Raw genomic sequence first — 13412 nt, forward strand, 5'->3', positions numbered from 1 at the left:
AGAATAAAAAAATAGAAAAACAACACGCATTTAAGGTAAGCTCTTTAGTTCAAACACTTCTATGCTATACTAGAAGGTGACTCTTGGATGACGAAAAAGAGTGACAAAACAGTAAAAAAGTAGTCTCAGATTTTTTTATCCGCTGAGATAAATCAACCATATAGGAGAACGGACTGCTAATAAAGGAGAGTATATGATGACATATCAACTGGCAGAAGGAGTAAACCTTCACTTGTTGCAAACAAAGCAATATAAAACGGTTCGTCTCTTTGTTCGCTTTACCACACGTTTGGAAAAAGAGCAGATCACGAAACGTTCACTTTTAAGTAGTTTGTTAGAAACAAACAGTTTAAATTATCCTGATCAAACGCAGTTAAGCGCCAAATTAGCTGATATTTATGGGGCTAGTTTTGGATCGTCCGTAAGAAAAAAAGGAAATCTTCATTGGTTGAATGTTGGTATTAGTTTTGTAAATGGTCAATATGTAAATGATAAAAGTATGTTAGACCAAGCGGTAGATTTCTTAAAAGAAGTTCTTTTCTTTCCAAATATTAAAGAACGAAAATTTGATCAGTTGACGTTTGATTTAGAAAAAAACAATTTAAAACTGTATTTAGAAAGCTTGAATGAAGATAAACAAACCATGGCATCTCTTGCGCTTCAAGATTTATACTTTGAAAAATCAGAGGCACAAAAAATGCCAAGCTTTGGTTCAATTGAGAACTTACAAGACCTCACAGCAGAGTCACTAGCTACGTATTATCACAAAATGATGACGGAAGATCAGGTGGATATCTTCGTTGTTGGAGATGTATCTGCTGAGGAAGCTCGTTTATCTTTAAGTAAACTGCCATTTACAGCAAGAGAAAATTTACATCCAGAAATTTTTTATACACAGTTTCAAGAAAATATCATCAAAGAGCGACAAGTAAAAGAAACAGTGACACAGGCAAAATTAAATCTTGCGTATCAGACAAATATTTACTATGACGAACCTGAACGTTTTTCTTTGATGGTTTTCAATGGTTTATTTGGTGGCTTCCCACACTCTAAATTATTCATGAACGTGCGTGAAAAAGAAAGTCTAGCTTACTACGCTTCTAGTAGCATCGATACTTTTCGTGGATTTATGAGTGTACAAACAGGAATCGATGGAAGCAAACGCAATCAAGTGCTGCATCTGATCCATGAACAATTAGAAAGTTTGCGAAATGGTGAAGTAACAAAACTTGAATTGGCTCAAACAAAGGCGATGCTAAGAAATCAATATTTATTATCATTAGATGCTCCTCAAGTAGCGATCGAGACAGCGTATTTAGATAATTGGTTGCCAAATACGAAGCTAACCCATGAAGAATGGTTAGCACAAATGGAGAAGGTGACAATTGAAGATATTCAAAAAGTGGCTCGTCAAATTGAGTTGCAGGCGATATTCTTTTTAGATGGAGGAGCAACAATAGATGAATAAAACAGAATATTCTCAAATTAATGAAACATTGTACCACGAAATACTGCCCAATGGCTTAACTGTTTATTTATTACCTAAAAATGATTACCATAAAACATATGGTTTATTTAGCACGAATTACGGATCAATTGATAATGAATTTATTCCATATGGCTCAGATAAAAAAGTGAGAGTGCCTGATGGTATTGCTCACTTTTTAGAGCATAAGTTATTTGAAAAAGAAGAAGGTGATGTTTTCCAGTTGTTTGGTCAACAAGGTGCCTCAGCCAATGCTTTTACAAGTTTTACTAAAACAAGTTATTTGTTTTCAACCACAAATCAAGTAGAGAAAAATTTAACCACCCTGTTAGATTTTGTTCAAGCACCTTATTTTACGGAAGAGACAGTTAATAAAGAAAAAGGAATCATTGAACAAGAAATTCAAATGTACGAAGATGACCCAAATTGGCGCATGTTTTTTGGTATTTTGAATAACTTATATCCAGATCATCCTCTGCATATTGATATAGCAGGAACTGTAGAAAGCATTGAGGCAATTACTGCCAAAGATTTATATACATGTTACCGAACTTTTTATCAGCCTAGTAATATGGTATTATTTGTTGTTGGAAAATTAGATCCAGAAAAGTTGATGGAATTGATTCGTACCAATCAAGCAGCGAAAGAATTTCCACCGGCACAAAAAATCCAACGTTATTTCCCAGAAAGTAGCAGTAGTCTCATTACTGAGAACACATTGCAGGCGGCCATTGCGCGAGATAAATTTGTTCTCGGATTAAAGGGGCTAGATCCTTTGCCTACAGAAGGTAGGGAACTATGGCGCTACAAAACAGCTCTTAATCTTTTATTCCAGCTTTTATTAGGAAATACTTCACAAAATTACTTAAAATTGTACAATGAAGGAGTAATTGATGATAGTTTTGGATTTGAGTTTAGCTTAGATCGGGAATTTCATTTTGCTGATTTTAGTGGGGATACAGATCAACCGAAAAAAGCAACGAAAGAAGTAAAAGAGATTCTCCTTCATTTTGAACAGGATGAAGGATTAACTGAAAAAAATCTTCTCTTACTGAAGAAAAAAATGCTAGGACAATATTTTCAATCGTTAAATTCCATCGAATATATTGCGAACCAGTTCACACAAAGTCTATTTGGTGATCAGACATTATTTGATTTTCCTTCAATTATTGAATCCATCGAACTGGCGGATGTGTTAAAAGCAGGACGGTCTTTTATTAAAGAAGAAGCTTTGAGCGAATTTTATATGAAACCAAACGTTTAAACAGGATGGATAAACGATTATTTCAAATATCAGTAAAGCAAACTTTTAAATTTCGTTATAGAGTTAGTTGAATGATCTCCTAGATTTGTTTCATTTATGGTATTCTTAAAGTGGTTAAAGGATAAGTCGTGCATTGATACATCGCTCTTTGATACTTTTAACAAAAACGAAAATTAAAACAACCAGTTTTCACATATGCTGGTTAGAATACAAATACTGGAGAAGGTGAACGAGTGGCTTTTGAAACCATCGGGGAAACATTAAGGCAAGCACGCCTAAATAAAAAAATATCTTTAGATGAATTACAACAGATTACAAAAATTCAAAAACGTTATTTAGAAGCAATTGACAATGATGATTTTGATCAGTTGCCTGGTAAATTTTATGTTCGTGCATTTATTCGACAATATGCAGAAGCTGTCGGTGAAGATGGCAACCATTTAGTTGATGTGTTTGATGGAAAAAGCAAATTATCGGCTGGTGAAGTGGTCGAACGCCCAGAACCAGAAACTGTGAGCGGTTCTAGAAAAGCCATGCATCAGGAAGAAACAGATCCAAGTAAATTTTGGACGAGCCTGCCAGTTATCTTACTTGGGTTAGTGGCATTAGCAATTATTACCGTTGTTGGTTATATGACTTGGCAAGATCGTCAATCTGATCCAATTATTGGCGCTACAGCATCCTCCGTTACAGTAGATGGTTCTGTTGCCCAAACAACTTCTTCAATAAAAGAAAAGAGTGAAACTTCTTCAACGACGGTAGCATCAACGACTGAGACATCAAAAGAAGAAAAAAAGATGACGATAACTGCTGGTCAAGATACAGGAAGTGCCATTGCAGTGAATATTACGGAGGCGAAAAAACCCCTTACACTTGAATTTCATGCGACGAATCGGGTTTGGATTGGTGTGTTGGTAGATAATGCTTATGTCTATCAAGGGACACTAACAGCAAATGAAACGCAAAGCACGCAGTTACCTGAAACGGCCACAAACGCTACGATTACTTTAGGTGCTGCAAGTAATGCGACCATTAAGGCAAATGGCGAAGAAATTCCAGTTAATCCAGGTGAAAATAACCAAAGCCCTAAAAATGTCACACTTGCTTTGCAATATGCAGAATAAGAAACTGACAAGTGTTTAAGACAGTCCGTTCTGTTCTTAAACACTTGTCTTTTTTTTAGTTAGATTAAAGAAAATTCTTGATGTTAACTGGGGAAAGCCCAAACGTTTAAAATATGAGAAACTGTTTTTTGTATTGTCACCAAAGCTAAACACTGTTTTCACAACCTCTATCCACGGTGTTCACAGCATTGCTTCTGCGGAATTAAGCTCAAAAAATCAAAAATATGAGGAACTATTTCTGATTTTTCGTTCTTAATTCTTGAAGCAGAGCATGCTGTTCACAACCTCTATCCACGGTGTTCACAAAGCAGCTCCTCAACAATAAGCCCTGATTTTCCAAAATATGGGAAGCTATTTTAGAAAATCACTTCTTATTTGTTCGGAGCTGATCGCTTTGTTCACAACCTCTTTTTAAAAACTGATCATTATCGGTGGAAAGTTTAAGTAGACTCACGTAGAATAGGGAAGAAAGGAGTCGATAGTGTGAATTTACCAAATAAATTAACTGTCCTTAGAATTTGTATGATCCCGATCTTTATTTTAGTGGTCGGATTACCACTAGATTGGGGACAATTATCTGTAGGAACAACAACACTTGCAGTTACTCAATTAGTAGGAGCGATTATTTTTGCATTAGCAAGTATTACTGATTGGTTGGATGGAAAAATTGCTCGAGCTAGAGGGTTAGTCACAAATTTTGGGAAATTTGCTGACCCATTAGCAGATAAAATGTTAGTCATGACGGCTTTTATCATGTTAGTAGGACAAGGAAAAGCACCAGGATGGGTAGTGGCCATTATTGTTTGTCGTGAATTAGCTGTTACTGGACTGCGTTTATTGTTAGTCGAACATGGAGAAGTGATGGCCGCTGCTTGGCCAGGAAAAGTAAAAACTGCTACACAAATGGTAGCAATCATCTTATTATTTATTAATAATATTCCATTTAACTTTATTGGATTACCAGTTGATCAAATCATGTTATATTCCTGCTTGATCTTTACAATTTACTCGGGTGTCGATTATTTTGCAAAAAATAGTGGCGTTTTTAAAGGCTCGATGTAAGAGAAGAATACGAGGAAAATGTTTTTTCAAGAAATAAGCTTAACTTATCCGAAATGAACTTTACTTATTTTGGATAAGGGAAGCTTATTTCTGTAGAAGTATTTTTTTCTTCTTTTGTCATTTATAAAGAAGAGCCATGTTGATTTGAAAGAATATAATTAATAGCTATTTTCACTGAAACCTTTTTATGATGTGTGGAGGAAGTGAGCAAATCATAAAAGATTCCTTTAATGAATGACGTATACTATTAAGTAGGTAATTGTCTTGTCTAAAAATCAAACATGCGAGTTATTAAGAAAAAATCAGTTGAAGTTAAGGAAGAGGAAACGATGAAATCAGAAATTATTGCTGTAGGAACGGAACTTTTGCTTGGTCAGGTGATCAATACCAATGCTACTTTTTTATCTGAACAATTAGCGGATTTAGGAATTGATGTCTATTATCAAACAGTAGTAGGGGATAATGCCACCCGTCTAGAAGAATTGATCCAATTGGCAGAAACAAGAAGTGAATTAATCATTTTATGCGGAGGATTAGGCCCGACAGAAGATGATTTAACAAAAGAAGTGGTTGCCAAACACCTTGGAAAAGAATTAATTCAACATACCGAAGGATACAAAAAACTACTGGCGTTTTTTGAAACAACGAAACGGAAAATGACGGTAAATAATCTCCAACAGTCACAGACAATAGAAGGTGGAATTGCTTTACCTAACCGTGCAGGATTGGCTTTAGGCACATTTTATCAAACAGATACGCATGCCTACATTTTGTTACCAGGGCCACCTAGTGAATTGAAACCGATGTTCATAGAACAGGTACGTCCCTTATTAGAAGAAACGTTTCCTACAAAAGAACGATTGATTTCAAAAGTTCTACGTTTTTATGGCATCGGAGAGTCACAGTTAGTGACAGAGTTAAAAGACTTAATTGAAACACAAATCAATCCAACGATCGCTTCTTATGCGAAACCCAATGAGGTAACTTTACGATTAACTGTAAAAACAAAAGATCAACAAGCTGGCAATCAAGCGTTACTAGCATTAGAAGAAAAAATATTGGCAAGAGTCGGTGAATACTTTTACGGCTATGGAGATAACAACTCTCTACCTAAAGTGGTGGTTGATTTATTAAAAGAACGAAAGCAAACAATCACTGCAGCTGAAAGTTTGACAGCAGGTGCCTTTCAGTCAGCTTTAGGAGATATTCCAGGCGTTTCTGCAGTTTTCCCTGGGGGCTTCACTACTTATTCTTTAAAAACAAAAGCTGAATTTCTAGGTATTGATCTTGACCTTTTGAAGAAGTATGGAACAGTCAGCAAAGAATGTGCCGAACAAATGGCCATCCATTCAAGAAAGCTTGCAGATACAGATTACAGTATTTCATTTACTGGTGTAGCAGGTCCTGATGCTTTAGAGAACCAACCAGCTGGTACAGTTTGGATTGCTGTTGCTTCAAGGAATGGAAAGGTTTTTTCACAGAAATATCGCTTTACTAGAGATCGTGCGTATATAAGAAAGAGTGCGGTAATGCAAGGATTTGATCTTATTAGAAGAGAACTATTAAGAAAAAAATAAATACGAATATTTGTTCGGTTTTTTCTTGCTTTTTATGGATAAAAACGATATGATTAGCTTAATGAAATGACGCACTGATTTGTGAATATAAGGAGGATTATCGTATTGGCAGATGATCGTAAAGCAGCTTTGGATGCTGCGTTGAAAAAAATTGAAAAGAACTACGGCAAAGGATCTATTATGAAATTGGGCGAAAAAATCGACCAACAAGTTTCTACTATTCCAAGTGGATCTCTTGCATTAGATGTTGCATTAGGTGTGGGTGGTTATCCGCGTGGACGGATTATTGAAGTTTATGGACCAGAAAGTTCAGGTAAAACGACGGTGGCATTACATGCGATTGCCGAAGTGCAGAAAAATGGGGGAACGGCTGCTTTTATCGATGCTGAGCATGCTTTAGACCCACAATATGCACAAAAACTCGGTGTAAATATTGATGAACTACTTCTTTCGCAACCAGATACTGGCGAACAAGGTTTAGAAATTGCAGATGCTTTAGTGTCTAGTGGTGCTGTGGATATTGTCGTGGTGGATTCGGTTGCAGCCTTAGTTCCACGTGCTGAAATCGACGGCGAAATGGGTGACTCACATGTTGGTCTACAAGCTCGACTAATGTCACAGGCATTGCGTAAATTATCTGGCTCAATCAACAAAACAAAAACAATTGCCATTTTCATTAACCAAATTCGTGAAAAAGTTGGCGTGATGTTTGGTAATCCGGAAATCACACCTGGTGGGCGTGCGCTGAAATTTTATGCGACAATTCGTTTAGAAGTGCGCCGTGCAGAGCAATTGAAACAAGGAACAGATATCGTTGGTAACCGTACCAAGATCAAGGTAGTCAAAAATAAAGTAGCACCACCATTCAAAATTGCTGAAGTTGATGTAATGTATGGACAAGGTATTTCTCAAGAAGGAGAATTACTAGATATGGCGGTTGAAAAAGATATTGTAGATAAAAGTGGTGCTTGGTATTCTTATAAGGAAGATCGTATTGGACAAGGTCGAGAGAATGCAAAAATTTATATGGCAAATCATCCAGAAATGATGGCAGAAATCTCTGCTCTAGTTCGTGCAGCTTATGGTATTGGAGAAGAAGTAGAGATACCTGAAGAAACACAAGAAGAGTTACCTTTAGAAGAATAAAAGAAATAAAATAGCTAAATAAGAATAAAAACATGAAAAATGGGCGAAGGTTACTTGCTGTCTATTCTCATTTGATAAGCCGAAATTTTTAATAGATTTCGGCTTATTTTTGTATGTATGACAATCTTTGGCTATCTGAAACGGATGGATAAAGCAAAGCGTATTTTTTTCAGCAAAGGAAGTAATCGCTTTCGCTACTTATTAAGAACGTTTAAGCAGTAAAAATTGTATAAAAAACGTTTTGTTTCACTGTCTAAATAAAAAGTAATTGTTTTTAAACTGTTTACGTTATTATTTAACATTGTTTTTTATTCATAAAATGATCCTTAAACGAAAAAGAAGAAAGCCGTTACTTACGCATTTAAAGTTGACACTACGGGGAACAAACATTAGAATAAACTTGTGCATGTTTTTGTACACCTATGCATGATGCATATTAACAAGTTTAGAGTACTTTATCATAAAAGTTATGTAGATGATAAAAATGAAAAAGATAGTATGGAGGTGGATTTTATGGTAGTCAACATTCTCCTCGCTATCATCGGTTTAATTGTCGGTCTTGGTTTAGGGTTTATGGTTGCAAAGTCACGTCACGAAAAAGAAATTGCTGGTGCACAATCATCAGCAGCCGGAATTATTGATAGTGCAAAAAAAGAAGCAGAAACTCTAAAAAAAGAAGCATTGTTAGAAGCTAAGGAAGAAAATCAGAAATATCGTTCTGAAGTTGAAAGTGAGCTGAGAGAAAGCAAGTTAGAATTAAAATCTCAAGAAAATCGATTGATTCAACGTGAACAAACGTTGAATCGTAAAGATGACTCATTAGAAAAACGTGAGAGCTCACTTGAAAGCAAGGAAGAAGCACTTAGTTCAAAACAGCAATTGATTGAAGAGCGAGAAAAAGACGTTGAAAAGTTAATTGAAGAACAACAAAAAGAACTAGAAAAAATTGCTGGTTTGTCAAAAGAAGATGCAAAAGAAGTCATCATGAAATCAACCGAAGAAGAGTTGAACCATGAATTGACAATAATGGTGAAAGAATCGGAACAGCGAGCAAAAGAAGAAGCAGATCGCAAAGCGAAAAACCTTTTGTCATTAGCCATTCAACGCTGTGCGGCAGACCAAGTATCTGAAACAACCGTATCTGTGGTTACTTTACCAAATGATGAAATGAAAGGCCGCATCATTGGGCGTGAAGGTCGAAATATCCGAACACTGGAAACATTGACTGGTATTGATTTAATTATTGATGATACGCCAGAAGCAGTGGTACTTTCAGGATTTGACCCAATTCGTAGAGAAATCGCACGGATGACGCTAGAAAAATTGATCCAAGATGGTCGTATTCATCCTGCACGAATTGAAGAAATGGTCGAAAAATCTCGTAAAGAAATGGATGAACGTATTCGCGAATATGGTGAAGAAGCAGCCTTTGAAGTGGGCGCACACACGCTTCATCCAGATTTAATCAAAATTATGGGTCGTCTTCATTTTAGAACGAGCTATGGTCAAAATGTTTTAAAACATTCAGTAGAAGTGGCTAAATTATCAGGCATACTTGCTGCTGAACTAGGAGAAGATATCCAATTAGCGAAACGAGCTGGGTTACTTCACGATATTGGTAAAGCGTTAGATCATGAAATTGAAGGCTCCCACGTGGAAATTGGAGCAGAATTAGCGACAAAATACAAAGAGAATCCTGTAGTAATCAATGCAATTGCTTCTCATCATGGCGATGTTGAAGCAACTTCGATTATTTCAGTATTAGTAGCAGCAGCAGACGCCCTTTCAGCGGCTCGTCCAGGAGCTAGAAGTGAATCATTAGAAAACTATATTCGACGCTTAAGAAGCCTAGAAAATATCTCTAATAGCTTTGCTGGTGTAGAATCTAGTTTTGCCGTTCAAGCAGGACGAGAAGTTCGCGTGATGGTCAAACCAGAAGAAATTTCTGATTTAGATGCTGTTCGCCTAGTGAGAGATATTAGAAAACGAATTGAAGAAGAACTGGATTATCCAGGACATATTAAAGTAATTGTCATCCGTGAAACACGCGCGACAGATTACGCCAAATAAAATGAATGCTAAAAGACCTATTTTGATATTCAAGATCAAAATAGGTCTTTTTGTTTATTCTTAAATCAAAAAATAAAATCATGGTTTCTATGATTCATTTTGGAGATATTCCACTTTTTTATGGCTTACTTATCTAGCATTTCGCGGTCTTTTTCAATTGTTGTATTAATGCCTTTGATGATTGCAGGAATGAACCCAGCTTCTTCTAAAGCAACCACCCCTGCGACCGTTGTTCCTCCAGGAGAAGAAACTTGATCTACAAGTTCCCAAGGATTCTCTTCGCTTGAAAGAAGTTTTTGGCAAGAACCCATGATAGCTTTTGCTGCAATTTCAGTCGCCATTTTTTTAGGCAAGCCGTTAAATACACCAGCTCGTCCCATTGCATCAATCAACATATAGATAAATGCTGGTGAACTACCCGCCAACCCAATAAATGTACTAAAATCAGTTTCTGCTAATGGATAGACACTACCAATCGCTTCAAAAATCTCTGTTGCTTGCTTGAATTCGCTAAATGATACACGATGATTTTTACAAATAGCCGATACACCTGCACCTACACTGACATTTACATTGGGCATGACACGAATAATTTTAGCCTCTGGATTCTTCAAGGCTTTTTCTAAGTCACTAAGTGATTTCCCAGAAGCAATCGAAATAAAGAGACACTTGTTGCTATAATTTTTTAAATCCTGCAACACTTGTTCAATGATTTTTGGCTTGACAGCAAGTAAAAGAATATCTGTTTGTTCAGCTACTTCTTGATTGTTTTGACAAGCGTTAACGCCAGTTTTTTCTGCGAAACGTTGCGCATTTTCATAGTGACCGCTTGATACAAAAATATTTTCTTTAGCAACAGTTTCTTTTTCAATTAACCCATTGATGATGGCTTGTGCCATGTTTCCTGTGCCGATAAATCCAATTTTCATATTATCCTCTCCTTTAGTTTTAGCATAGCTTTCTTTTTAATGAAGAGCAAGAAAAGAATGGGGAGATTTTCTAAATGAATAAAAAAGAGGAAATGGTGCAAAAGTGGAAAAAACAAAGTAAATAAGATAACATTGATTTATATAACGAAACTCTTCAAGTTAGGAAGGATAAAATGTGAAAAATAAACGCCGCATAGTGTTTCAATGGTTGAAAGACCATAGCTTAATTATAAAGTTAATCTTTTTTGGTTCTATTTTAGTTTTTGTGGCGAATCAAGTAGTAAATATTGCTCACGGCATGACTTGGCAAAATATTTGGCAAACGATGAGACAACAAAGTTATCTTACCATGAGTTTGATGATTTTAGTCGGCTTGCTTGGCGTGATACCAATGTTGCTGTATGACGGGGTCACCATTCGTGTTTTGGAAAAACAAGGAAAACCAAAAATGAAGACACAAGATTTTTTCTTAGCCGCTTTTATTACAAATACGATTAATAATTTGGCGGGTTTTGGTGGGATCGTTGGTGCGAGCCTTCGCGCAAGTTTTTATGGAAAAGAAACCAATCGTAAAATGGTACTTGCTACGGTTTCAAAAGTTGCATTATTTATGCTTACTGGTTTGTCTTTTTGGTCTTTTTTCACATTTATTGATGTCTTTTTTCTGCAAACAACGAGTATTTTTCGAGGGTATTGGATTTGGTTACTTGGCGGTAGTTTGATCGTACCGGCTATTTTTTTATTTGTTTACTTGAAAAGAAGAACACTATTTTCAGAGTTTTATCCCAAGGGTGTTATAGGATTGCTGTTTGCGTCTGTGGGACAATGGACGGGAGCGTTGGCTGTTTTTTTAGTGCTTGGTTATTTAATGAATGTGGATATTTCCTTATTTTCTATTTATCCAATGTTCATTATCGCTACGTTGATTGGCATGCTGACGATGGTTCCTGGCGGAGCAGGAACATTCGATGTTTTGATGATTTTAGGGATGACTCAGCTATCCGTACGTCAAGATGTTGCTGTAGTATGGCTGCTTTATTATCGTTTGTTTTATTATGTAGTGCCCTTTGTAATTGGTTTGTTTTTATTTTTGACACATACAGGAGTTAAAGTGAATCGTTTTTTTGATAATATTCCTCGCTTACTTTTTCAAAAATTTGCACATTTTGTATTAGTTACAGCGGTTTATTTTGCAGGGATTATGATGGTACTACTTTCTACAATTACAAATCTTTCTGCAATTAGTCGTTTATTTCAAATTTTGCTTCCTTTTTCATTTAATTTTTTAGATCAGACATTGAATTTGTTGATCGGCTTTTTATTACTTGGTCTAGGTCGAGCATTGGCAATGAAAGTGAAAAAAGCTTTTTTACCCACGATTATTTTATTAGTATTTGGTATTCTCAATACCGTCACTCGAACATTGTCTTGGCAATTGATTTTAGTTTATGTCTTAATCTTACTTGCCGTTTGGTTATCTCGGAAAGAATTTTATCGGAAGAAGTTTGTTTATTCGTGGGGAGCAATTCTCTTTGATTCCTGTTTATTTGGCTTTTTATTTATTGTATATGCTATTGCTGGATACCATAGTGGTAGTTTTTGGGGTAACCGATTGACCGCTAACCATTTTATTTTATTTCCATCAGATGAAGTTTGGTTTTCAGGTTTGATTGGTTTAGGGGTTTCTTTACTTGCGTTAGTTGCCCTGTATCAATATCTAGCGATTGAACCTTGTGAGTTAGGCACGACTTTACAAAAAGAGCGCTTTGAGAAATTATTATCAACATATTCGGGGACTTCTGCTAGCCATTACCTCCTCTTGCCTGGGTATAAATATTACTATTATCAACAAAACGGTGAAGATCAAGTGGTTTTTGGGTATCAAATGAAAGGGAATAAATGTTTTGTTTTAGGTGATCCGATTGGTAACCCAAAATTGATCCGCCCGGCTATAACTGAATTTATGAAAAAAGCTGATTGTTTAGGTTATCAAATTGCTTTTTATAAAATTTCAGAAAAACATGTGGTTATGCTTCATGAAGCGGGTTTTTATTTTACAAAAGTTGGCGAAGCAGGAATTGCTGATTTGACAACGGAAGAAATGCCTTGGGTTAACCAACAATTAGAATACCAACGTTTAACAAATGATGGGTACCATTTCACTTGGTATAACCGTTTGCCGGAGGAGCTATTGTCTGCCGTGAGAGAAGTTTCAAAGAGTTGGTTACATGGTGCTAGAGAAAAACATTTTTCAGTTGGGCGCTTTAATGAAGAATATCTACTAACTAGTGGTATAGGGATTGTACGCAAAGAACAAAAAATAGTAGGATTTATTACTGAACAAACTATTTCAGCTCACCAAGCAGGCTATGATTTACTACGTACACTACCTGATGAACCGCAAGAACTTGCAGATTATTTACTAGTTAATCTATTTATCATATACCGAGAAAAAGGTTACCTTGAAGCAAATCTTGGTTTGGCACCACTAGCAAACGTTGGAGAAACAGATTTCTCTTTCTTTCAAGAACGAATGATGCATATTGTTTATAATTATGGTAACTTTTTTTATTCTTTTCAATCTGCTTATGAGGAAAAACTTCGTTATGTTACTCGGTGGGAAGGTAGGTACTTTGCTTATATGAAGGGCAGTAGTTTTTTATTTGCAACATTGCAATTGTTCATTTTAATTGGGAAAGGCAAAGAAAAAACAATCAGTTTTGCAGAAGAAGTACTAACAGAATTATAATTCCC

At 36.0% G+C, this 13412-nt stretch carries 9 protein-coding genes; 8 read left to right on the forward strand and 1 reads right to left on the reverse strand.

Features of this window, described 5'->3' with window-relative positions; all coding sequences use genetic code 11:
- The first annotated feature begins 196 nt into the window (after window positions 1-196).
- The 7 genes from yfmF to rny all read left to right on the forward strand — a co-directional run bounded on the left by yfmF (window position 197) and on the right by rny (window position 9729).
- Window positions 197-1468, forward strand: a complete 1272-nt coding sequence (yfmF, locus tag EVI01_RS04075; RefSeq protein ID WP_025480578.1) for an EF-P 5-aminopentanol modification-associated protein YfmF — start codon at window positions 197-199, stop codon at window positions 1466-1468.
- Window positions 1461-2750, forward strand: a complete 1290-nt coding sequence (gene yfmH / locus EVI01_RS04080; RefSeq protein WP_010750137.1) for an EF-P 5-aminopentanol modification-associated protein YfmH — start codon at window positions 1461-1463, stop codon at window positions 2748-2750. Before yfmF ends, yfmH begins: the two co-directional genes overlap by 8 nt.
- 233 nt (window positions 2751-2983) lie before the next feature.
- Complete coding sequence (locus EVI01_RS04085) at window positions 2984-3874, forward strand: RodZ domain-containing protein (RefSeq protein WP_010750138.1); 891 nt, start codon at window positions 2984-2986, stop codon at window positions 3872-3874.
- A gap of 483 nt (window positions 3875-4357) precedes the next feature.
- The gene (gene pgsA, locus EVI01_RS04090; RefSeq protein WP_010750139.1) at window positions 4358-4936 is read left to right on the forward strand and encodes a CDP-diacylglycerol--glycerol-3-phosphate 3-phosphatidyltransferase; all 579 of its coding nucleotides are present in this window, start codon (window positions 4358-4360) and stop codon (window positions 4934-4936) included.
- 329 nt (window positions 4937-5265) lie between these two features.
- The gene (locus tag EVI01_RS04095) at window positions 5266-6513 is read left to right on the forward strand and encodes a competence/damage-inducible protein A (protein WP_010750140.1); all 1248 of its coding nucleotides are present in this window, start codon (window positions 5266-5268) and stop codon (window positions 6511-6513) included.
- A gap of 105 nt (window positions 6514-6618) precedes the next feature.
- Window positions 6619-7659, forward strand: a complete 1041-nt coding sequence (gene recA / locus EVI01_RS04100) for a recombinase RecA (RefSeq protein ID WP_010750141.1) — start codon at window positions 6619-6621, stop codon at window positions 7657-7659.
- 513 nt (window positions 7660-8172) lie between these two features.
- Window positions 8173-9729 carry a ribonuclease Y gene (rny, locus tag EVI01_RS04105; RefSeq protein ID WP_010750142.1) on the forward strand — a complete coding sequence of 519 codons (1557 nt, stop codon included), beginning with the start codon at window positions 8173-8175 and terminating at the stop codon, window positions 9727-9729.
- 125 nt (window positions 9730-9854) lie between these two features.
- On the opposite strand, the gene proC is transcribed toward rny, so the two are convergent.
- Window positions 9855-10658 carry a pyrroline-5-carboxylate reductase gene (gene proC / locus EVI01_RS04110; RefSeq protein WP_010750143.1) on the reverse strand — a complete coding sequence of 268 codons (804 nt, stop codon included), beginning with the start codon at window positions 10656-10658 and terminating at the stop codon, window positions 9855-9857.
- A 175-nt stretch (window positions 10659-10833) separates the two neighbouring features.
- Between proC and mprF the strand changes: the two genes are divergently transcribed.
- Window positions 10834-13407 carry a bifunctional lysylphosphatidylglycerol flippase/synthetase MprF gene (mprF, locus tag EVI01_RS04115; protein ID WP_010750144.1) on the forward strand — a complete coding sequence of 858 codons (2574 nt, stop codon included), beginning with the start codon at window positions 10834-10836 and terminating at the stop codon, window positions 13405-13407.
- Window positions 13408-13412 lie beyond the last annotated feature (5 nt).

Source organism: Enterococcus villorum, from assembly GCF_007990225.1.
GTDB classification, from domain to species: domain Bacteria; phylum Bacillota; class Bacilli; order Lactobacillales; family Enterococcaceae; genus Enterococcus_B; species Enterococcus_B villorum.